Genomic DNA, 20,739 nt, shown 5'->3' with positions numbered 1-20,739 from the left:
GGCCCGCCGGGGGGGGGGGGCGCCCCCCCCCGCGGGGGCGGCCCCGCCCCTCGCGGGAAGAGGTGGTGCTCAGCTCTCGGCGCCGGCCGGCTCACGGGTCGCGGCGGGGGCCGGCTCACGGGTCGCGGCGGGGGCCGTGTACGCGAGGGCGCGCGCCTGCTCCTTCGGCTGGCCGAGGCCCATGGAACGCATGACCGCGCCCACGACGCCACCGAGAACCACGATCGCCATGCCGGCCCAGAAACCGACCGGGTTGGCCATCACCATGAAGGCGCCCGCGACAGTGAAACCGATGAAGGCGATGGTGACGCCGGTCCAGGCGGCCGGGGTGTGACCGTGGCTGCTGCCCGCCATGACTTGCTCCTCGTTGCTGTGTACGTGTCGTAGTTCGAGTCGTACGTGTCGTACGGTTCCGAGCCCGCCCGTCACTGTCCGAGCCGGATGCTCGTCGTCCATTGTCCCGTACGCACACGCGTGCCGGACGCGGGGGTGGCGTCTGGTTCGCCACATCCGGCGACGGCCGGCGACGGCCCGGGTACGTACGGCTCCGGCTCAGGCGCCGGTCGGGTCCTCGCCGCGGTCCAGGGCCTTCCAGATCTCCTCGGGGCGCTCGGGATCGACCGGGCGGGCCTTGCGCCGCGGGCGGTCGGCGCCGCGCTCGTAGCGGCCGGACATCGCGGGCCACAGCCCGCCGTAGCGCAGGGCGAGCAGCCCGGCGAGCAGGATCAGGACGCCGCCGGCGGCCGCGACGTACGGCCAGCCGGTGTGGGTGAGGGCGGCGACCGTGGCGGAGGTGTTGCCGGTGGTCTGCGCGGCCTTCTCGTCCAGCGCGGAGCCGTCGGAGGCGCCGACGAGCGCGGCGACGACGATGCCCGCGCCGGAGAGCGCGAGCACCGTGGAGACGACGAAGCGGCCGGCCCTGCGCACGGCGAAGACGGCGACGAGCGCGGCGAGGCCCACTATGGCGAGGGCCGCGGGGACGCCCGTGACATCGCTGCCCCTGGCGGTCAGCGGGAACGTGCCGCCGGCCACCGTGGCGGTGCCCTGCGCCCATCGCTGGCGGGTCGCGAGCAGCGCCACGGCCGCGCCGAGCGCACCGCACAGCAGGGCCACGGCGAGGCTCCGCCGGCCGGACCGGGCGGGTGCGGCGGCTTCGGAACGGGGGTGAGGTACGGCAGTCACGTAGTCCACTATCGCCTGAACCCCGGGCGAACCGTCACCCGGGGTTCGTCCCGGGCCGGTCAGGCCTTTGTGAGGCGGTTGGCCGTGTGCACGGCCCGCAGTACCGCCGCCGCCTTGTTGCGGCACTCCTGGTCCTCGGCGACCGGGTCGGAGTCGGCGACGATGCCCGCGCCGGCCTGGACGTAGGCCGTGCCGTCCCGGAGCAGGGCCGTGCGGATGGCGATGGCCGTGTCGGAGTCGCCGGCGAAGTCGAGGTAGCCGACGCAGCCGCCGTACAGGCCGCGGCGGGACGGCTCCAGTTCGTCGATGATCTGCATCGCGCGGGGCTTGGGGGCGCCTGAGAGGGTGCCCGCCGGGAAGCACGCGGTCAGCACGTCGAAGGCGGTACGGCCGTCGGCGACCTTGCCGGTGACGGTCGAGACGATGTGCATGACGTGCGAGTAGCGCTCGATGGACATGAAGTCCACGACCTCCACGGAGCCGGGCGCGCAGACCCGTCCGAGGTCGTTGCGGCCGAGGTCGACCAGCATCAGGTGCTCGGCGCGCTCCTTGGGGTCGGCGAGCAGTTCCTCGGCGAGCGCCTGGTCCTCCTGGGGAGTGGCGCCACGGTGCCGGGTGCCGGCGATGGGGTGGACCATCGCCTGCCCGTCCTCGACCTTCACCAGGGCCTCGGGGGACGAGCCGACGACGTCGAACCCGTCGAAGCGGAAGAGGTACATGTACGGCGACGGGTTGGTCGCCCTGAGGACCCGGTACACGTCCAGCGCGCTCGCGGTGACCGGGGTCTCGAAGCGCTGGGACGGCACCACCTGGAAGGCCTCGCCCGCGCGGATGCGCTCCTTGACGTCCTCGACGGCCGCCTGGAAGTCGGGGCCGCCCCACAGGGCGGTGTACTCGGGCAGTTCGGAGGGCGGCAGGACGGCCGGGGGCTGGGCGACCGGGCGGGACAGGTCCGCCTCCATGGCGTCGAGGCGGGCCACGGCGTCCGTGTAGGCCTCGTCCACGCCGGTGTCGAGGTCGTTGTGGTTGATCGCGTTGGCGATCAGCAGGACCGAGCCCTCCCAGTGGTCCATGACGGCGAGGTCGCTGGTCAGGAGCATGGTCAGCTCGGGCAGCTTCAGGTCGTCCCGCTCGCCGGGGCCGATCTTCTCCAGGTGGCGCACGATGTCGTAGCCGAGGTAGCCGACCATGCCGCCGGTGAAGGGCGGCATGCCCTCCTGGTGGGGGGTGTGCAGGGTCTGGAGGGTGGCGCGCAGCGCCGCGAGCGGGTCGCCGGCCACGGGGACGCCGACGGGCGGGGTGCCGAGCCAGTGGGCCTGGCCGTCCCGGGCGGTCAGCGTGGCGGCCGAGCGCACGCCCACGAAGGAGTAGCGGGACCATGAGCGGCCGTTCTCCGCCGACTCCAGCAGGAAGGTGCCGGTGCGCTCGGCGGCGAGCTTGCGGTAGAGCGCGACCGGGGTGTCGCCGTCGGCGAGGAGTTTGCGCGTGACCGGGATGACGCGCCGGTCGGTGGCGAGCTTGCGGAAGGTCTCGAGGTCCATGGCGGCCGACCTTACTGATCCGTGGCCGGTGTGCCGGAACCGGCGCCGCTGTCGCCGTCCTTGAGCAGGACGTCCTCGTCGAAGCAGGTGCGCGCGCCGGTGTGGCAGGCGGCGCCCACCTGGTCGACCTTGACCAGCACGGTGTCGGCGTCGCAGTCCAGGGCGACCGACTTGACCCACTGGACGTGACCGGAGGTGTCGCCCTTGACCCAGTACTCCCGGCGGCTGCGCGACCAGTAGGTGCAGCGGCCCGTGGTGAGCGTGCGGTGCAGTGCCTCGTCGTCCATCCAGCCGAGCATGAGCACCTCTCCGGTGTCGTACTGCTGGGCGATGGCGGGCACGAGCCCGTCGTCGCTGCGCTTGAGGCGCGCGGCGATCTCGGGGTCGAGGCTGCTGGGCGGCGGCGTGCTGGTCATGGATGCCATTGTGCCGCGCCCCACCGGCCGTGACGGTCCGTGTCCACGGGTTGAACGCAGCGCCGCGGCGCCGCGTCACGGCCGGCGGCCGGACGACAGGTGGGCGGACCTGATGTGTGGTCGTACGCTGATCTCATGTCGACCTTCGCCCAGCGTGAACGGCTGCTGTTCGCAGACCTCTTGGAGACCACCGGTCCGGACGCTCCGACCCTCTGCGAGGGCTGGCGCACGCGTGACCTCGCCGCGCACGTGGTGGTGCGCGAGCGGCGGCCGGACGCGGCCGGTGGCGCGCTGATCAAGCCGCTCGCGCCACGCCTGGAGAAGGTGATGAGCGAGTACGCCGCGAAGCCGTACGAGGAGCTGATCCAGCTGATCCGTACCGGCCCGCCGCGTTTCTCGCCCTTCCAGCTCAAGCAGGTCGACGAGGCGGCCAACGTCGTGGAGTTCTACGTCCACACGGAGGACGTCCGCCGCGCCCAGGAGGACTGGACGCCGCGGGAGCTCGACCCGGTCTTCCAGGAGGCCCTGTGGTCCCGTCTGGAGCGCACCGCCCGCCTGCTGGGCCGGGGGGTGCCGACGGGCCTCGTCCTCAGGCGTCCGGACGGCCAGACGGCCGTCGCCCACCGGGGTGCACCCGTGGTGACGGCGACGGGCGAGCCGTCGGAGCTGCTGATGTTCGCGTTCGGCCGGCAGAGCGCGGCGAAGGTCGTGCTGGAAGGCGACGAGGACGCGATCGCCAAGCTGCACGAGTCGAAGCAGCTGGGCATCTGAGAGAGGGGCCCCGCCGTGATCAAGGTCGCGATGACCAGTGTGTTCGTGGACGACGTGGCCAAGGCGCACGCCTTCTACACCACCGTCCTCGGCTTCGAGACCCGCACGCACATGGATCTGGGCGAGGGCACGCTGTTCATCACGGTCGGGGCGCCCGAGGGGGCCCAGCCGGACCTCCAGCTGCTGCTGGAGCCCGGTCAGGGGCCCATCGCGGAGCCGTATCGCACGGCGCTGTACGAGGCGGGCATCCCGTGCATCGTCTTCTCCGTGGACGACATCGGGGCACAGTACGACCGGCTGCGCGGCCTCGGCGTGCGGTTCACGCATCCGCCGCAGGAGCAGGGTCCGGTGCTCGCAGCGGTGCTCGACGACACGGTCGGCAATCTGGTGCAGCTGGTCCAGCCGAGGACGTGAGGGTCAGCCGGGCAGTTCCGCACGGCGGAGGGGGCCGGAGCACAGGCCGTACACACCGGCCAGGCCGCACAGCGCCGCGCTGACGGCGAACACCGGACCGGTGCCCCACAGGCCGATCGCGGCGCCCGTGAGCGGATAGGTGAGCGGCGCGACGCCGAGGCTGAAGAAGTTCGACACGGAGGTGGCCCGGCCGACGTAGGCCCGGTCGGACCGGGCCTGCAGGAGCGCACCGCACAGCACGCCGTTCAGCCCGGAGATGAGACCGATGCAGAGGGCGACGGCGGCGGCCGACACGACGTACGGCACGTAGGCGAGCGCGCCGATGGCGACGGCGCTCGCGACGCCGGACACGGACAGCACGAGTCCCGCGCGCGGGAGGCGTCCACGGGCGGTGAGCAGCAGCGAGGCGGCCCCGGCGCCCGTGCCGAACCCGGCGAGCACCCAGCCGACGCCCCCGGCGCCCCAGCCGCGTTCGTCGGCGAGGAGGGTCAGGCCGACGTTGAGGGGGCCGACGAAACCGAGGTCGCTGAGTGCGATGACGACGATCAGCGGGCGCAGGACCTGGTGGCCGCGCAGGTAGCGCAGCCCGTCGGTGAGATCGCTCCACGCGGTGCCGCGCGCGCGTGTGTCGTCCGCGGGCGCCTGCGCCACGCGTACGGCGACCAGGAGCGGCAGGGAGGCCGCGAAGAGCAGCGCGGCCAGGCCGAACGCCGCCGCCGAGCCCCCGAGCGCCACGCCGAGACCGCCGAGCGGGGCCCCGACGACGGTGGCCAGCCGGACCACGAGTCCTCTCATGCCGTGCACCCGGGCGAGTTCTCCGCGCCCCGCGATCCGGGACGGCAGCGCGCCCAGCGCGGGCATCATGACGGCGTCGACCGCCCCGAAGACCAGGGCCAGTGCGGCCAGCGGCCACAGGCCCGGGCGCCCCACGAGCAGCAGCCCGGCGACCGTGAGGACCGCCGCACAGCGCGCGGCGTCGCTGCCGATCAGCACCCTGCGGGGACCGAACCGGTCGGCGATCACGCCCCCGCCCAGCATCAGCAGGGCCCGCGGTACCGCGCTCAGCGCGGTGACCGCACCGGCCTGTGCGGGCGTCCCGGCCTGGACGGCGGCCCAGGACAGGGCGAGGTAGTAGACGTTGTCGCCGATGGCCGACGAGGCGTACGCGCCGAGCCAGCGCAGCACGTCGGGGTTGCGGTGGGCGGCGCGCTCCGCGGTGGCGGTGGGCGCGGTGCCGGTCGTTCTCGTGGACACGTCGGTCCTCTCAGGCCCGGAACGGGAACGCGTACGTGTGCACCGCGACGGTCTCGCGGCCCTCGGTGTCGCCGGCGGTGTCGGCGGCCCGGCCCTGCTCGTCGTACCTGCTCACGAGGGCGAGCATCTCCTTGTTCAGCTCGGCCAGTTCGGCCGCAGTGAGCCGCAGCACCGCCTCGGAGGACTCTGCGGCGGCGTTCCACTCCTTGCCCCAGTGGGTCCGCTCGTCGAGGAAGCGCCGGTACATGTCGGCACGCTGTTCGAAGAACAGCCGGCTGGCCGCGGTGTGCGCGGCCGCCTTCTCGGGAGCGTCCCGGAAGTCCTCGTCGCGGATGCTCACTCCGTCGGAGGCCGGCTGCCACCAGCGCTCCCGGCCGTCCCCGCTCTGTGGCTCGGCCTCCTCGATCAGCCCGTGCTCGGCGAGCTTGCGCAGGTGATAGCTGACCAGCGACACGGCCTCGTCGACCTGCTCGGCCAGTTGTGAGGCGGTTGCGACCCGGGCAATGGTCAGGCCCCGGTACAGCTTCATCCGCAGCGGGTGGGCCAGCGCCTTGAGCATGCCCAGGTCGGTGATCCGGCGGTCCCTCTCCTTGCCTGTCATGACGTCCACCGTAGATACGAAAGAAACATTGCACAACATAAATTGCGCAACTTCTCTTTCGCATCTGCAGGGACAAAGGCCCCGGCCGCCCGCAGGCGTCCGGGGCCCAGGCTCGGCGCGGCATCACCGCACGGGGTGCCCCGCCTCCCGCAACGTCTGCTTCACCTCGGCGATGCGCAGGTCACCGAAGTGGAAGACGGAGGCGGCCAGGACCGCGTCCGCGCCCGCCTCGACCGCCGGCGGGAAGTCGGCCAGCCTGCCGGCGCCGCCGGAGGCGATGACCGGGACGGTGACGTGCCTGCGCACCGCCGCGATCATCTCCAGGTCGTAGCCGTCCTTGGTGCCGTCCGCGTCCATCGAGTTGAGCAGGATCTCCCCCGCGCCCAGCTCGGCGGCCCGGTGCGCCCACTCGACCGCGTCGATGCCGGTGCCCTTGCGGCCGCCGTGGGTGGTCACCTCGAAGGAGCCGGCCGGGGTGCGCCGTGCGTCCACCGACAGGACCAGCACCTGACGGCCGAAGCGCTCCGCGATCTCACGGATCAGGTCCGGCCGGGCGATCGCGGCCGTGTTCACGCCCACCTTGTCGGCGCCCGCCCGCAGCAGCTTGTCCACGTCCTCGGCCGTACGGACCCCGCCGCCGACGGTCAGCGGGATGAACACCTGCTCGGCGGTGCGGCGCACCACGTCGTACGTCGTCTCCCGGTTGCCCGAGGACGCGGTGATGTCCAGGAAGGTCAGCTCGTCGGCGCCCTCGGCGTCGTACACCTTCGCCATCTCGACGGGGTCGCCCGCGTCGCGCAGGTTCTGGAAGTTGACGCCCTTGACGACCCGGCCGTTGTCCACGTCCAGGCAGGGGATGACTCGGACCGCCAGGGTCATGAATCCACGGCTCCTCTGTATGCCTCTAGCTCTACTTCGACCAGGATGCGCGGGTCGACGAAGCCCTCCACGACCAGCAGGGTCGATGCCGGGCGCACGGAGTCGAAGATCTCCTTGTGCGCCCGGCCCACGGCATCCACGTCGCGCACATGGGTCAGGTACATCCGCGTACGGATCACGGACTCGACACCGAGCCCGAACTCGCCGATCGCCTCGATGGCGCCGGTGAAGGCCACCTTGGCCTGTTCGTACGGGTCGCCCTCCCCGTACAGCACCCGGCCCTTGAAGGACGTCGTGCCCGCCACCAGCACACGGTCCCCCGCCGCGACGGCTCGTGCGAAACCGAAACTCTCTTCCCAGGGGCTTCCGCTCTGCACGCGCCGTACGGCTTCGGACGTCATGACACCGTGTCCATTTTCAAGATGTAGCCTCCAGTGCTTCTTCCAGCGTGAACGCCTTGGCGTACAGGGCCTTCCCGACGATGGAGCCCTCGACACCGAGGGGTACCAGCTCGGCGATGGCCCGGAGGTCGTCGAGGGACGACACGCCGCCGGAGGCCACGACCGGGCGGTCGGTGGCGGCGCAGACGTTCTTCAGCAGCTCCAGGTTCGGGCCCTGGAGGGTGCCGTCCTTGGCGATGTCGGTGACGACGTAGCGGGCACAGCCCTCCTTGTTGAGCCGCTCCAGCGTCTCGTAGAGGTCGCCGCCGTCGCGGGTCCAGCCGCGGCCGCGCAGGGTCGTGCCGCGCACGTCCAGGCCGACCGCGATCCGGTCGCCGTGCTCGGCGATGACCTTGGCGACCCACTCCGGGGTCTCCAGCGCGGCCGTGCCGAGGTTCACCCGGGTGCAGCCGGTGGCGAGGGCGGCGGCGAGGGTGTCGTCGTCGCGGATGCCGCCGGACAGCTCCACCTTGATGTCCATCGCCTGGGCGACCTCGGCGATCAGATCCCGGTTGTCCCCCGTGCCGAACGCGGCGTCCAGGTCGACCAGGTGCAGCCACTCGGCACCGGAGCGCTGCCAGGCGAGGGCGGCCTGAAGCGGGGAGCCGTAGGAGGTCTCGGTTCCGGACTCGCCGTGCACGAGGCGGACGGCCTGGCCGTCGCGGACGTCGACGGCGGGGAGGAGTTCGAGCTTGGCCATGGTCTACAGGGTTCCGATCCAGTTGGTGAGGAGCTGGGCGCCGGCGTCGCCGGACTTCTCGGGGTGGAACTGGGTGGCCCACAGGGCGCCGTTCTCCACGGCCGCCACGAACGGCTTGCCGTGCGTCGACCAGGTGACCTTGGGGGGCGCGATCAGCGGGTTGTGCGACTGAAGGGTCCAGTCGTGGACCGCGTAGGAGTGCACGAAGTAGTAGCGGGCGTCCGCGTCCAGGCCGGCGAACAGCTCCGAGTCGGCCGGGGCCTCGACGGTGTTCCAGCCCATGTGGGGCACCACGTCGGCCTGGAGCGGCTCGACCGTGCCGGGCCACTCGTCCAGACCCTCGGCCTGGACGCCGTGCTCGATGCCGTGCGCGAACAGGATCTGCATCCCGACGCAGATGCCCATCACCGGGCGCCCGCCGGACAGGCGGCGGTCGACGACCCAGTCGCCGCGGGCCGCGCGCAGTCCCTGCATACAGGCGGCGAAGGCGCCGACCCCCGGCACCAGCAGGCCGTCGGCGTTCATGGCCTTGTCGAAGTCACGCGTGATCTCGACGTCGGCCCCCACGCGCGCGAGGGCGCGCTCGGCGGAGCGGACGTTGCCGAAGCCGTAGTCGAAGACGACCACTCGCTTGGAAGCGCTCAATTCCACACCTCCAGCCGCAGGACGCCCGCGACCAGGCACATGGCCGCGCCGATGGAGAGCAGCACGATGAGGCTCGTGGGCATCTTCTGCTTGACGAAGGAGATGATGCCGCCGACGAGGAAGAGACCGACGACGATCAGGATCGTGGACAGACCGTTCATGGGTTTACAGCGCGCCCTTCGTCGACGGGAGGATGCCGGCCGCGCGCGGGTCGCGCTCACTGGCGTACCTGAGGGCCCGGGCGAGCGCCTTGAACTGGCACTCCACGATGTGGTGCGCGTTGCGCCCGTAGGGCACGTGCACGTGCAGCGCGATCTGCGCCTGGGCGACGAAGGACTCGAGTATGTGCCGGGTCATCGTCGTGTCGTACTCGCCGATCATCGGCGCCATGTTCTCGGGCTCGGTGTGCACGAGGTAGGGGCGGCCGGACAGGTCGACGGTGACCTGGGCGAGGGACTCGTCCAGCGGGACCGTGCAGTTGCCGAAGCGGTAGATGCCCACCTTGTCGCCGAGCGCCTGCTTGAAGGCGGCGCCGAGCGCGAGGGCGGTGTCCTCGATGGTGTGGTGGGAGTCGATGTGCAGGTCGCCGTCGGTCTTCACGGTGAGGTCGAACAGACCGTGCCGGCCGAGCTGGTCGAGCATGTGGTCGTAGAAGCCGACGCCGGTGGCGATGTCGGTCCTCCCGGTGCCGTCGAGATCGATCTCGACCAGGACCGAGGTCTCCTTGGTGGTCCGTTCCACTCTTCCGACGCGCACATCGCGAGTCATGCCTCAAGCTCCTTCTTGACTTCACGTACCGCGTCGAGGAACGCGTCGTTCTCTTCGGGGGTTCCGGCGGACACCCGCAGCCACCCCGGTACACCGTTGTCCCGGACCAGGACACCCCGGTCGAGGATCCGCCGCCAGGCGTCGTGGGCGTTCCCGAACCGGCCGAACTGCACGAAGTTCGCGTCGGACTCGACGACGTCGTAGCCGGTCGCGCGCAGCTCGGTGACCAGCCGGTCCCGCTCCGCCTTCAGCTGCTCGACGTAACCGAGCAGCGTGTCGGTGTGCTCCAGGGCGGCCAGGGCGGTCGCCTGGGTGATCGCCGACAGGTGGTACGGCAGCCGGACGAGCTGGACGGCGTCCACGACCGCGGGGTGCGCGGCGAGGTAGCCGAGGCGCAGCCCTGCGGCGCCGAACGCCTTCGACATGGTGCGGGAGACGACCAGGTGCGGGCGGCCCTCCAGCAGCGGCAGCAGCGAGTCGCCGTGGCTGAACTCGATGTAGGCCTCGTCCACGACCACCATCGACGGCCTGGCCGCCTGGGCCGCGTCGTACAGCGCGAGGACCGTCTCGGGCGGGACCGCGTTGCCCGTGGGGTTGTTGGGGGTGGTGATGAAGACGACGTCGGGCCGGTGCTCGGCGATGGCCCGCTCGGCCGCGGCGAGGTCGATCGCGAAGTCCTCGGTGCGCGGGCCCGAGATCCAGCCCGTCCCCGTGCCGCGCGCGATGAGCGCGTGCATCGAGTACGACGGCTCGAAGCCGATGGCCGTGCGGCCGGGTCCGCCGAAGGTCTGCAGCAGCTGCTGGATGACCTCGTTGGAGCCGTTGGCGGCCCAGACGTTCTCGATGCCGAGCGGGTACTTTCCGGTCTTCGTCAGGTACTTGGCCAGCTCGGTGCGCAGCTGGACCGCGTCCCGGTCGGGGTAGCGGTTCAGGTTCCGGGCTGCCTCGCGCACCCGCTCCGTGATCCGCTCGACCAGCGGCTCGGGCAGCGGGTACGGGTTCTCGTTCGTGTTCAGCCGTACGGGGACGTCCAATTGGGGCGCGCCGTAGGGGGACTTGCCGCGCAGCTCGTCCCGTACGGGGAGATCGTCGATTCCGAAGCTCACTTGCTCGTCGGTACCTTCCAGCCGAACCTCGCCTTGACCGCCGCGCCGTGCGCGGGCAGGTCCTCCGCCTCCGCCAGCGTCACCACATGGTGCGCGACCTCGGCCAGCGCGTCCTTCGTGTAGTCGACGATGTGGATGCCGCGCAGGAAGGACTGGACGGACAGGCCGGAGGAGTGACAGGCACAGCCGCCGGTGGGCAGGACGTGGTTGGACCCCGCCGCGTAGTCGCCGAGCGAGACGGGGGCCCAGGGGCCGATGAAGACGGCGCCGGCGTTCTTGACCCGGTCGGCGACCCGGGCGGCGTCGGCGGTCTGGATCTCCAGGTGCTCGGCGCCGTACGCGTCGACCACCCTGAGACCCTCCTCGATGCCGTCGACCAGCACGATCGCGGACTGCCTGCCCGCGAGGGCCGGGCGGATCCGGTCATCGACGTGCTTGGTGGCCGCGACCTGCGGCTCCAGCTCCTTGTCCACCGCCTCGGCCAGCTCGACGGAGTCGGTGACCAGCACGGCCGCTGCGAGCGGGTCGTGCTCGGCCTGGCTGATCAGGTCCGAGGCCACGTGCACCGGGTCGGCGGTGTCGTCGGCGAGGATCGCGATCTCGGTGGGGCCGGCCTCGGCATCGATGCCGATCTTGCCGGTGAAGTAGCGCTTGGCGGCGGCCACCCAGATGTTGCCCGGGCCCGTGACCATGTTCGCGGGCGGGCAGGACTCGGTGCCGTGGGCGAACATCGCGACGGCGGTGGCACCGCCGGCCGCGTAGACCTCGTCCACGCCGAGCAGCGCGCACGCGGCGAGGATCGTCGGGTGCGGCAGCCCGCCGAAGTCGGCCTGGGCCGGGGAGGCGAGCGCGATCGACTCGACGCCGGCCTCCTGCGCCGGCACCACGTTCATGATCACGGAGGACGGGTAGACCGAGCGGCCGCCGGGCGCATAGAGCCCGACCCGCTCGACCGGCACCCACTTCTCGGTCACCGACCCGCCGGGCACCACCTGGGTGGTGTGCGTCGAGCGGCGCTGCTCGCGGTGGACGAGCCGGGCGCGGCGGATGGACTCCTCCAGGGCCGCGCGCACGGCCGGGTCGAGGGCATCGAGCGCGTCGGTGAGCGCCTGTGCCGGGACACGGACGGATTCCAGCCGTACTCCGTCGAACTTCTCCGCGAAGTCGATCAGCGCCGCGTCGCCCCGATGATGCACGGCTTCGCAGATCGGACGCACCTTCTCGAGGGCGGCCTGAACGTCGAAGTCGGCTCGGGGCAGCAGGTCGCGCAGGGCGGGGCCCTCGGGAAGGGCGTCGCCGCGCAGATCGATTCGGGAGATCACGGTTCCAATTCTCTCAGACCGGGGTCGGCAGCCGTCCGCGCGTATCAATGGCTGATACAGAACCTGGCCGGAACCCGGAAGATCGCGTTCACCATTAGTGTTCCGGGCGTCACTCAGCGGGCATGAACGGGTGTACGAAACGCGTGACTCGTGAGTGGCCGAGACAGCTCGTGAGCAGTCGAGAAAGAGGGAAGAGCGGTGACCGAGGGTGCCGGCATCCGCGCCGGGGACCTGCCGGACGACCTGACCGCGGCCGAGGCGGGCATGTGGCAGGCCTTCCGCAACGGCAGCGTGTACGACCTGAGCAGTGCAGACGCCGTCGTGGACGATCCGCACGGCGGGCACCCCTGGGGGCCCGAGCGGAGCGTCAGGGCGCGCATCATCTGCTGGCTGCTGCTGGACGGGCCGCCCGCGCGCCCGGGCCGGGTGTCCGCGCTGAAGCTCGTCGGCGTGCGGGTGACCGGCACCCTGGACCTGGCGGGCGGCACGGTCACGCCCTACATGGAGATGCGCGGCTGCCGCTTCGACAACGAGATCCTGCTGCCCGAGGCCCGCTTCACGACCGTGCGCCTGGTGGACTGCGCGGTGCCGCGCCTGGAGGCGGCCCGGGTCCACACCGAGGGCGATCTGCACCTGCCGCGCTGCCGCTTCCAGAACGGGGTGCGGCTGACCGACGCCCACATCGGCACCGATCTGCTGCTCAACCAGGCGATCGTGTACCGGGACCGCAGCGGCCGCTCGATCGCCGCGGACGGCATGACCGTCGGCCAGGACCTGCAGGCGGAGCTGCTGGAGTCGCACGGCGAGCTGAGCCTGCGCAGCGCCAAGATCGGGGTCTCGCTCAGCCTGCGCGGCGCGAGACTGGCCAACCCGTACGCGCGCCTCGCCCTGAACGCCCCCCAGCTCACGGTGGAACGCACCCTGTACCTGACGCCGGCCGGCGTGGGCAACCCGCTGCTGAGCGGGACGACCCCCGCGCGCGGGACCCGGATCCAGCGGTTCGAGTGCCAGGGCGGGATCCGTCTGGACGACGGGCGGTTCGGGGACGCCGTCGACCTGGAGCGGGCGCGGTTCGACCTCACCGACGACCAGGTGCTGTCGCTGCGCCGGGTGCAGACGCCGGAGCTTCGCTTCCTCGGGGACGCACCGCAGCGCGGCCAGGTGCTGCTGTCCGGTGCGCGGATGGTCAACCTGGTGGACCGCGCGGACAGCTGGCCGGGCCCGGGCCGTCTGCACATGGGCGGCTTCACGTACGAGAACCTGGTCCCGCGGGGCCCTTTCCCGCTGACCCGGCGGCTGGACTGGGTGGCCGCGGCCACCGCGGAGTACAACCCGGAGCCGTACGAGCGGCTGGCAGCCGTGCTGCGCGCGGCCGGCGAGGACGAGGACGCGCGCGAGGTGCTGCTCGCCAAGCAGCGCCGGCGCCGCGAGACGCTGCCGCTGGCCGCCAAGTTCTGGGGCTACGTCCAGGACCTGGCGGTCGCCTACGGCTACCGGCCGGGCCGGGCCGCGGTGTGGATGGCCGTGTTATGGGCCGCGGGCACGCTCGCGTTCTCGCACGCATCCCACCCGCCGGTGAATCCCGGCGGTCATCCGTCCTGGAGCCCCGCCCTGTTCACCCTGGACCTCCTGCTGCCGGTGATCGACCTGGGCCAGGTGACCCAGTGGCAGCTGCGCAGCGGCTGGCAGTGGCTGTCGGCGGCGATGATCATACTGGGCTGGATCCTGGCGACGACGGTGGCGGCGGGGGCGACCCGGCTGCTGCGACGGGGCTGACGGCGCCCGGTTCGCCGACAGCCGGCCCCACAAGGGACGAACAGTCACCTTTTGCCGGTCCTTGACCATAGACCGTACAACCTTCCGCGACTTGCCCGGACCCTCTGGCGCACCCACGACCTGCGGTCTTTCAATGGTCGACACCATGGCTCTGTTGCCGGCGTTCCTCCGCCCCACACGGATGACACGACGTGCCTCGCGCCCCGCCGTCCCACCGCCGGCCGGCGACGAGGCCGTCCTCGACGCGCCCGACGAACGCCTCTCCCCCGCGCTGGTCGCAGCCGGCCGGGGCGAGTACGGCGCCGCCGCAGCACTCCTCGCCGCCACCGGCGCCGCGGCCGAGTGGGAGATCCGCGACCGCTGCACCAAACGCCTCGCCGCCTTCGCCCGCTCGCGCCCGGAGTGGTTCGAGGAATGGCAGGCGGCCGCCCCCGACGACCCCGATGTGCTGCTCGTGGCGGCCCAGCTCGCGGTGGACCGCGTCTGGTCCTCGCCGGCCCGCGCCGAGCTGCTGCGCGAGGTGAGCCCGCTGATCACGGCCGCGGCCCGCGCCGACGTCCGGGACCCGGTGCCGTGGCGGATCGCGCTCGACCACGCACGCGGGTCCCGGGCCGGCCACCGGTACTTCGAGGAGCTGTGGGAGGCGGCGGTCCGGCGCGCCCCGCACCACTACGGCTGCCATGTGGCCGCCCTGCGCTACCTGGGCACCTTCTGGCACGGCTCGCACCACGAGTGCTTCGACTTCGCCGACCTGGCCGCGCAGGACACCCCGGCCGGGTCTCTCGTCCAGGCGCTGCCCGCCCGGGCCGCCCTCGGCTACCTGACCGACTGCTGCGGGCCCCGGGTTCCGCGCGAGCGGCTGGACGCGGCGGCCGACCGCGCACTCGCGCTCTCCGGCCGGTTCCCGGCGGACGACCCCTGGCCCGCCGAGATCCGCAACAAGCTGGTGTACGTCCTGCTGCGGCTGGAACGCTGGGACGAGGCCCGCGCCCAGCTGCGGCTGATCGGCCCGTACGCCACCTCCTTCCCCTGGGACCGGGTCTCTCAGGACCCGCTGAGCCTCTTCCTGGGGCTGCGCGAGGGCCTCCTGAACGGGACCGGCCGCCCCGGTCCGGACGTCCTGCCGCCCGCTCCGCTGCGACCGCGGAGCGAGCACCGCGGACACGCCCGCGCCGGTGACCATTAGGCTGGGGCGCCGTGACCACCGTCCGTCTTCCCCTCTTCCCGCTGAACTCGGTGCTGTTCCCGGGACTCGTGCTCCCGCTGAACGTGTTCGAGGAGCGTTATCGCGCCATGATGCGCGAGCTGCTGAAGACCCCCGAGGACGAGCCGCGCCGGTTCGCCGTCGTGGCGATCCGTGACGGCTCCGAGGTGGCGCCCAGCGCTCCGGGCATGCCGGACCCGACCACCCAGCCCGAACGCGGCCCGGCGGCGGGGTTCGGCCCCGATCCCCTCAAGGCCTTCCAGCAGGTGGGCTGCGTGGCGGACGCGGCGACCATCCGGGAGCGTGCCGACGGCTCGTTCGAGGTGCTGGCGACCGGGACGACCCGGGTGCGGCTGCTGTCCGTGGACGCGTCGGGCCCGTTCCTGACGGCGGAGCTGGAGGAGCTGCCGGACCAGTCCGGCGACGAGGCCGGAGCACTGGCCGAGGGTGTCCTGCGCGCGTTCCGCCAGTACCAGAAGCGGCTGGCGGGCGCCCGTGAGCGCTCGCTCTCGACGGGCGGGGACCTCCCGGACGACCCTGCGGTGGTCTCCTACCTGGTGGCGGCTGCGATGGTCCTGGACACCCCGACGAAGCAGCGGCTGCTGCAGGCGCCGGACATCGCCTCCCGGCTGCGGGACGAGCTGAAACTGCTTCGCGCGGAGACGGCCATCATCCGTAACCTGCCCTCCTTGCCCGCGTTCGAGCTGACGCGGACGCCGACCAGTCTGAACTGAGGGAACCGAGGCCGACACCCGAGATGGCGAAGAAGTCCAAGAAGCAGCAGCACGAACCACAGCCGCGCGAAGCGCATTCGAACAGGGCTGGTGGCGGGCGACGGGCGGGCGGTACGCCCGCGACGGTGGCCCTGACGGCGGCGGGCATGGACTACACGGTCCACGCCTACGACCACGACCCCTCGCACCCCTCCTACGGCGAGGAGGCGGCCGAGGCGATGGGCGTCTCCCCCGACCGGGTCTTCAAGACCCTGGTGGCCGACGTGGACGGCGCCCTGACGGTGGCGGTGGTCCCGGTGTCCGGCACGCTCGACCTCAAGGCCCTGGCGGCGGCGGTGGGCGGCAAGCGGGCCACCATGGCCGACCCCACCCTCGCCGAACGCACCACGGGCTATGTGCGCGGCGGCATCTCTCCCCTGGGCCAGCGCAAGAAGCTGCCGACGGTCCTGGACGACTCGGCCGCCGCCCACGCCACGATCTGCGTCTCGGCGGGCCGCAGGGGCCTGGAGGTGGAACTGGCCCCGGACGACCTGGCAGGGCTGACGCAAGCGGTCCTGGCACCGATCGGCCGAGGCTGAGAGAGAACCTGCCGACCTGCTCAGCCGACCGAGACGGTATCCGGGCGGGAACGGGATCCCAGCACACGCGACACCCGCACCGACCGGCCGGCACCGAGAACTCCGCAGCTGCTCAGCCGACCGGGACAGGCAGTCGGGCAGGAACGGGATCCCAACACACACAACACCCGCACCGACCGGCCGGCACCGAGAGGGAACCCTCCAGCCGCTCGGCCGACCGAGACGGGTGGGCGGGTGGAGAACAAGGGCCGGGGGCGAGCGCCGGTCAGCCGGCGGATTCGGGCGGGTAGGGGGGAAACTCGGGGTCCCGGGGACCGAACAGCGCGGTGAGCCCGAGGTGCACCAGCATCGCGGCAAGCGGCCAGGCCAGCAACGCGCCCTTCGCCCCCAGCTTCAACGGCGCCGAGAAGACGACGCCCTTGCCCACGGCCTTCGCATGCGCCAGCACATCGGACTCGGGACCCAGCCACATGCCCACCCGCCACGCCAGCAACGACCCGAGCAGCCCGCCCAGGCCGAGTGCAACGACCAGCGGCACGCCTCCAGGCCGCCGCAGCAGGAAGACCACCACCGCACTGACCAGCCCGAAGCCCAGCCCCAGCAGGGTGAACGTGCCGTCCGCCCCGATCGCCTGCTCCCCCTCGGTGTCCTTGAGGTAGACGACCCAGCTCCGGTCGACCACGTCCCCCACCAGCGGCACATGCGGCGCCAGCCAGCTCCACAGCAGCCCGAGCAGCACTCCGCCCAGCGCCAACGCCACCGTGGTCACGGCGGCCTCCCGCACTTCGGTCTTCATCCCAGGGCCGTCCTGTTCGTACCAGCCCGCGACCGGTGCCCCGGCAGGCGGAGCCTGCCAGACCTGGTGCGGGGAGTCGTCGTGCGGCGGCGGAGGCGGCGTCAGCGGTGCGGTCACCCTGACATCGTGCCAGGTCGCGCTGTGCGCCGCGTCACCGGACGGCCGCCCTGCGGTAGGCCCAGGTCGCCACGGCGAGCGAGACGACGCCGACGGCCGCGCACACCCCCAGGTCAGCGAGGACGGCGGCCCAGTCGGGGTGTGCCCCGAACGTCCGCGCGTAGGCCTCCACGCCGTAGGTCGACGGCAGCAGGTCACGGGCCAGCCGCACGATCTCCGGCATCCGGTCGGCCGGCAGCACGCCCAGCAGCAGCGCCGCCGACATGCCCAGCTGCCCGAGCAGCGTGGCCAGCTCGGGCCGGGGGGCGAGCAGCCCGCAGGCCGCGCCCAGCCCGGACAGCGCGGCTCCGGCCAGCGGGATCACGGCCACCAGGATCCACAGGTTGGACAGCGGCAGCCCGAACAGCACGCACCCGAAGACGGCGGTCACCAAGGTCCCCGGCACGGTGAACGAGGCGTACGCCCCCGCCGCGCCCAGCACGACCGCCGCCGGCGGCACCGGCAGCGTGGCGTAGTGGTCGAGTCCGCCGCTGGCCCGCAGCTGCCCGAAGTACTGCGACAGCAGGTTCAGCGCGACGTAGGCGACGACCAGCACCGACGACCCGGCCACCACGGACTGCGCCTCGCCGCCGTTGTCGACGACTCCGCGCATCATCACGGCGATACCGACGGACTGGAAGGTCGCCACGAACAGCAGCGGGATGCGGGCCACCCGGGCCCGGGACAGCTGTGCCCGGTAGACGGCCGCCAGCGACGGCCACAGCCGTGCGGGCGGCCCGAGTTCGGCCGCGCCCCGGGCCGCCTGCGGCACGGCCCGGGCATCGCCCTGCAGCACCTCGGCGGGTACGACACTCACGACGACCTGCTCCTCTTCCCTACGGCAGCCACGCCACCGTCCCACCGGGACCATACGGATACGACGAGTCGTGCGCTCACGCCTTCACCAGCCCCTGCCGTGCCGCGCCGCCCAGCGCCAGGTAGACGTCCTCCAGGCTGGGCGTGGCGAGGGTGAAGTCGTCCAGGGCGGCGAAGGCGGTCCCGCCGGTCACCGTGGCGACGGCGGCCCGGGCCTCCTCGGGCGCGAGCCGGAGCGTCCACCGCCGCCCGGACGCCACGGCCCGCTCGCGCAGCACGGCGACCTCGGGCACGTCCAGCGGCGCGGACTCCCGCCACACCAGCTCGACGCGCACCTCGCCGGAGACCTGTTCCTTGAGGCCGGCCGGGGTGTCGCAGGCGATGACCCGGCCCTCGTCCAGGACGGCCACCCGGTCCAGGACGGTCTCGGCCTCGATGACGTTGTGGGTGACCAGCAGCACGGTCGTACCGTGCTCGGCCCGCCGCCGGTCCACGGCCGCCCACACCGCGCGCCGGGCCACCGGGTCCATGCCGGTGGTCGGCTCGTCCAGCACGAGCAGCGGGCGTGCCCCGACGAGGGCGGCGGCGAGGCAGGCGAGCCGCCGCTGGCCCCCGGACAGCTTCTTCAGCGGCCGCCCGGCGATCGGGGTCAGGGCGAGTTCCTCGAGCACGGCGTCCCGCTCGGCCCGCGCCCGCCGTACGTCCAGGCCGCGCAGGCGTCCGGTGGTCTCGGCGGCGAGCGCGACGGTCAGTTCGTCCAGGGCGGAGGACTCCTGGCCGAGGTAGGCGAGGATCCGGGCAGCACGCTCGGGGTGGCGCACGATGTCGTGGCCGAGGATCTCGACGCTGCCGGCGTCGGGGCGCAGCAGCCCGGTGAGCTGCCGTACGAGAGTGGACTTGCCGGCGCCGTTCGGCCCGAGCAGCCCGAAGATCTCCCCGCGCCGCACGTCCAGGGTCACGCCGTCGGTGGCCCGCACCTCGGGGGTGCCCGGCGTCCCGCGCCGTCCCTTGACGGGCGGGTAGGTCTTGCTGAGCCCGCGCACGCGTACGACCTCGTCATGCCGAAGTGCCTGTCCCGCGCGCGTACTCACAAGGGACGAGACTACGGGGTCCGAGCCCTTTACTCGTCCTTGGGGCCGCCCCGGAAGGGCGGAACCGCAGACGATCCCGGCATCGCCGCACGAGGACGTCCGCCGCGGCGGGGCTCGGCCACGAGCGTGCGGACCGGCCGTGCCGGGCTCACCGCACCCGGCTCCCCCTCACGCGCTCATTCCCCGGCGGGGGCGTGCTCCGCCGCCGCCGGCACGTCGAACTCTCGCCAGAAGCCCGCCCGGATGGCGTAGCGGTCGTGATCGTCGATCTGGTCGTCCTTGTGCGCCAGCAGTCCGAAGCGGGCGGCGTACCGCAGCAGCTCGCCGTCGATGCGGTGCGGGATGCGCGGATACATCGAGGACAGCCGCTGCAGATGGCTCTGGTCGCCGAGCCGGGACATCCACCGCCGGGCGAAGACCTGCCCCACCTCGTAGGGGTCCCCGCCCACGGTGGTGATGTCCTCCTCCCGGTCGGCCCACCGCTGCTCGGCGGTGGTCAGCTGGGCCAGGGTCGGCATGGAGGCGACCTCGGGCGGCTCGGAGACCGCGCCCGGGCGGTCCACCCAGCCCTTGTCGGACGACCACCTCAGGGTCGCGGTCGTCGGGTGCTGCACGGCCTGCGCGCCGGGTGCGCGCAGAGCGGCGAGGTCCTTGGGGGTGGGTACGCCCTTGGGGTTGGGCACCCGCTCCTGGGCGCCGTTCTCCGACGCGGCAGCGGCCGGCTGATGGGCGCCCTCGTCGGCGGGCCGCTCGGCGGCCGCGGCGAGGGCGGACTCGGGCAACGGCGCGGAGAGGATCGCCGCGATCTCGGGGCGGGGCGCGGGCGGCGGCGCGCAGACGCCGGTCAGCTCCCTGGCGCGGACCGCCTGGGTGATCCAGGCCCGGTCGAGCACGCGCCGCTCGTCGGCCTCGGCGACCAGGTCCTCGGACTGGTTGTAGTCCCCGTCGGCGGCCTGCACGGCCCACAGGTGGACGGCGACGCCGTGCTCCTTGGCGGCCATCATGCCGGGCAGCAGATCGCCGTCTCCGGTGACCAGGACGACATCGGAGCAGGCGCGGTTGCGGGCCAGCTCGGTCAGCTCGGCGTGCATGGCGGCGTCGACGCCCTTCTGCGCCCAGCGACCGTCACTGCGCGTGAGAGCGCCGAGCCGGACGGTGACCCGGGGCATCACACGCAGTCGCCGGTGCTCCGGCTGGGGTACGCGGTCGGGGGCGCCGTCGAACCAGTAGATGCGGAGCAGGGGGCGTTCGGTCTCCGACTCGGCACGTTCGCGCAGGGCCTGGATCAGCGCGGCATGGTCGACGGTGATCCGGGACCGCGAGGGCTCACCGGCGAGGAGGCTGGCGGCGGCACCCAGCAGATACCCGGCGTCCACCAGGACGATGCAGCGGTCCACGCGACTCACCCTCTTCCCGGGAGGCTTTGCTTCGGACTTTCTTCGAGTCTGCCCGACCGCGCGGGGGTTAACGGCCCGAACTCGATCTTCGGCGTGGCGTTTGCGCCGTTCCCTCGCCCACCCACCCTGTCACACACGGTAATTATCCGACA

24 protein-coding genes and 2 pseudogenes are annotated in these 20,739 nt (G+C 72.6%); 6 read left to right on the top strand and 20 right to left on the bottom strand.

From position 1 onward, the window contains the following. Positions 1 to 69: 69 nt before the first annotated feature. The 4 genes from AB0H32_RS26000 to hisI form a co-directional block, all read right to left on the bottom strand. A complete protein-coding gene (locus tag AB0H32_RS26000) occupies positions 70 to 354 on the bottom strand; it encodes an HGxxPAAW family protein (RefSeq protein WP_361124820.1) in 285 nt (94 codons plus the stop codon). A 198-nt stretch (positions 355 to 552) separates the two neighbouring features. Further along, positions 553 to 1,191, bottom strand: a complete 639-nt coding sequence (locus AB0H32_RS25995; protein WP_361124818.1) for a TIGR02234 family membrane protein — start codon at positions 1,189 to 1,191, stop codon at positions 553 to 555. Positions 1,192 to 1,241: 50 nt separating this feature from the next. Then, positions 1,242 to 2,723, bottom strand: coding sequence for an anthranilate synthase component I (locus AB0H32_RS25990; protein ID WP_361124816.1), 1,482 nt, complete (start codon positions 2,721 to 2,723; stop codon positions 1,242 to 1,244). A gap of 11 nt (positions 2,724 to 2,734) precedes the next feature. After that, on the bottom strand, positions 2,735 to 3,139 hold the full coding sequence (hisI, locus tag AB0H32_RS25985; protein WP_361124814.1) for a phosphoribosyl-AMP cyclohydrolase: 405 nt from the start codon (positions 3,137 to 3,139) through the stop codon (positions 2,735 to 2,737). 135 nt (positions 3,140 to 3,274) lie between these two features. Between hisI and AB0H32_RS25980 the strand changes: the two genes are divergently transcribed. Next, positions 3,275 to 3,910 (top strand): TIGR03085 family metal-binding protein, encoded by a 636-nt coding sequence (locus tag AB0H32_RS25980; protein ID WP_361124813.1) that lies wholly within the window; start codon positions 3,275 to 3,277, stop codon positions 3,908 to 3,910. A 15-nt stretch (positions 3,911 to 3,925) separates the two neighbouring features. Beyond that, positions 3,926 to 4,324 (top strand): VOC family protein, encoded by a 399-nt coding sequence (locus tag AB0H32_RS25975; protein WP_361124811.1) that lies wholly within the window; start codon positions 3,926 to 3,928, stop codon positions 4,322 to 4,324. Positions 4,325 to 4,327: 3 nt separating this feature from the next. On the opposite strand, the gene AB0H32_RS25970 is transcribed toward AB0H32_RS25975, so the two are convergent. The 12 genes and pseudogenes from AB0H32_RS25970 to hisD all read right to left on the bottom strand — a co-directional run bounded on the left by AB0H32_RS25970 (position 4,328) and on the right by hisD (position 12,039). After that, positions 4,328 to 5,578, bottom strand: coding sequence for an MFS transporter (locus AB0H32_RS25970; protein ID WP_361124809.1), 1,251 nt, complete (start codon positions 5,576 to 5,578; stop codon positions 4,328 to 4,330). A 10-nt stretch (positions 5,579 to 5,588) separates the two neighbouring features. Beyond that, a pseudogene (locus AB0H32_RS25965) lies at positions 5,589 to 6,029 on the bottom strand (transcriptional regulator); the annotation flags it as partial. Then, positions 5,984 to 6,082, bottom strand: a complete 99-nt coding sequence (locus AB0H32_RS25960) for a hypothetical protein (RefSeq protein WP_361124821.1) — start codon at positions 6,080 to 6,082, stop codon at positions 5,984 to 5,986. The pseudogene AB0H32_RS25965 and the gene AB0H32_RS25960, both read right to left, overlap by 46 nt. Continuing rightward, positions 6,036 to 6,137, bottom strand: a pseudogene (locus tag AB0H32_RS25955) (transcriptional regulator); the annotation flags it as partial. The pseudogene AB0H32_RS25955 and the gene AB0H32_RS25960, both read right to left, overlap by 47 nt. 165 nt (positions 6,138 to 6,302) lie before the next feature. Then, positions 6,303 to 7,058 (bottom strand): imidazole glycerol phosphate synthase subunit HisF, encoded by a 756-nt coding sequence (gene hisF / locus AB0H32_RS25950; RefSeq protein WP_361124808.1) that lies wholly within the window; start codon positions 7,056 to 7,058, stop codon positions 6,303 to 6,305. Further along, entirely contained in the window at positions 7,055 to 7,459 is a 405-nt protein-coding gene (locus AB0H32_RS25945) for a RidA family protein (protein ID WP_361124806.1), read from the bottom strand. Before AB0H32_RS25945 ends, hisF begins: the two co-directional genes overlap by 4 nt. A gap of 16 nt (positions 7,460 to 7,475) precedes the next feature. Then, entirely contained in the window at positions 7,476 to 8,198 is a 723-nt protein-coding gene (priA, locus tag AB0H32_RS25940) for a bifunctional 1-(5-phosphoribosyl)-5-((5-phosphoribosylamino)methylideneamino)imidazole-4-carboxamide isomerase/phosphoribosylanthranilate isomerase PriA (RefSeq protein ID WP_361124804.1), read from the bottom strand. 3 nt (positions 8,199 to 8,201) lie between these two features. Next, positions 8,202 to 8,843 carry an imidazole glycerol phosphate synthase subunit HisH gene (gene hisH, locus AB0H32_RS25935; RefSeq protein WP_361124802.1) on the bottom strand — a complete coding sequence of 214 codons (642 nt, stop codon included), beginning with the start codon at positions 8,841 to 8,843 and terminating at the stop codon, positions 8,202 to 8,204. After that, on the bottom strand, positions 8,840 to 9,004 hold the full coding sequence (locus AB0H32_RS25930; RefSeq protein ID WP_270084327.1) for a hypothetical protein: 165 nt from the start codon (positions 9,002 to 9,004) through the stop codon (positions 8,840 to 8,842). The genes hisH and AB0H32_RS25930 overlap by 4 nt, the downstream gene beginning before the upstream one ends. Before the next feature lie 4 nt (positions 9,005 to 9,008). Beyond that, positions 9,009 to 9,611, bottom strand: coding sequence for an imidazoleglycerol-phosphate dehydratase HisB (gene hisB, locus AB0H32_RS25925; RefSeq protein WP_361124800.1), 603 nt, complete (start codon positions 9,609 to 9,611; stop codon positions 9,009 to 9,011). After that, positions 9,608 to 10,717 (bottom strand): histidinol-phosphate transaminase, encoded by a 1,110-nt coding sequence (locus AB0H32_RS25920; protein WP_361124798.1) that lies wholly within the window; start codon positions 10,715 to 10,717, stop codon positions 9,608 to 9,610. Before AB0H32_RS25920 ends, hisB begins: the two co-directional genes overlap by 4 nt. Beyond that, entirely contained in the window at positions 10,714 to 12,039 is a 1,326-nt protein-coding gene (gene hisD / locus AB0H32_RS25915; RefSeq protein ID WP_361124797.1) for a histidinol dehydrogenase, read from the bottom strand. The genes AB0H32_RS25920 and hisD overlap by 4 nt, the downstream gene beginning before the upstream one ends. Before the next feature lie 198 nt (positions 12,040 to 12,237). On the opposite strand from hisD, the gene AB0H32_RS25910 reads away from it, so the two are divergent. From AB0H32_RS25910 to ybaK, 4 genes are all read left to right on the top strand, one after another. Further along, on the top strand, positions 12,238 to 13,815 hold the full coding sequence (locus AB0H32_RS25910) for an oxidoreductase (protein ID WP_361124795.1): 1,578 nt from the start codon (positions 12,238 to 12,240) through the stop codon (positions 13,813 to 13,815). Between the two features lie 133 nt (positions 13,816 to 13,948). Beyond that, a complete protein-coding gene (locus tag AB0H32_RS25905) occupies positions 13,949 to 15,001 on the top strand; it encodes a hypothetical protein (RefSeq protein ID WP_361124793.1) in 1,053 nt (350 codons plus the stop codon). A gap of 11 nt (positions 15,002 to 15,012) precedes the next feature. Further along, entirely contained in the window at positions 15,013 to 15,753 is a 741-nt protein-coding gene (locus AB0H32_RS25900) for an LON peptidase substrate-binding domain-containing protein (RefSeq protein WP_361124791.1), read from the top strand. A 23-nt stretch (positions 15,754 to 15,776) separates the two neighbouring features. Beyond that, on the top strand, positions 15,777 to 16,331 hold the full coding sequence (ybaK, locus tag AB0H32_RS25895) for a Cys-tRNA(Pro) deacylase (protein WP_361124789.1): 555 nt from the start codon (positions 15,777 to 15,779) through the stop codon (positions 16,329 to 16,331). Between the two features lie 265 nt (positions 16,332 to 16,596). Here ybaK and AB0H32_RS25890 read toward each other — a convergent pair whose 3' ends face one another. The 4 genes from AB0H32_RS25890 to AB0H32_RS25875 all read right to left on the bottom strand — a co-directional run bounded on the left by AB0H32_RS25890 (position 16,597) and on the right by AB0H32_RS25875 (position 20,587). Beyond that, entirely contained in the window at positions 16,597 to 17,244 is a 648-nt protein-coding gene (locus AB0H32_RS25890) for an AAA family ATPase (protein WP_361124787.1), read from the bottom strand. A 34-nt stretch (positions 17,245 to 17,278) separates the two neighbouring features. After that, a complete protein-coding gene (locus tag AB0H32_RS25885; protein ID WP_361124786.1) occupies positions 17,279 to 18,100 on the bottom strand; it encodes an ABC transporter permease in 822 nt (273 codons plus the stop codon). A 76-nt stretch (positions 18,101 to 18,176) separates the two neighbouring features. Continuing rightward, a complete protein-coding gene (locus AB0H32_RS25880) occupies positions 18,177 to 19,190 on the bottom strand; it encodes an ABC transporter ATP-binding protein (RefSeq protein WP_361124784.1) in 1,014 nt (337 codons plus the stop codon). Between the two features lie 176 nt (positions 19,191 to 19,366). Continuing rightward, complete coding sequence (locus AB0H32_RS25875; protein WP_361124782.1) at positions 19,367 to 20,587, bottom strand: NYN domain-containing protein; 1,221 nt, start codon at positions 20,585 to 20,587, stop codon at positions 19,367 to 19,369. Positions 20,588 to 20,739 lie beyond the last annotated feature (152 nt).

The organism is Streptomyces sp. NPDC020362 (assembly GCF_040642095.1).
GTDB lineage: Bacteria > Actinomycetota > Actinomycetes > Streptomycetales > Streptomycetaceae > Streptomyces.
The sequence above is the reverse complement of the archived record's forward strand: the minus strand, read 5'-3'. Positions and strand labels throughout refer to the sequence as shown.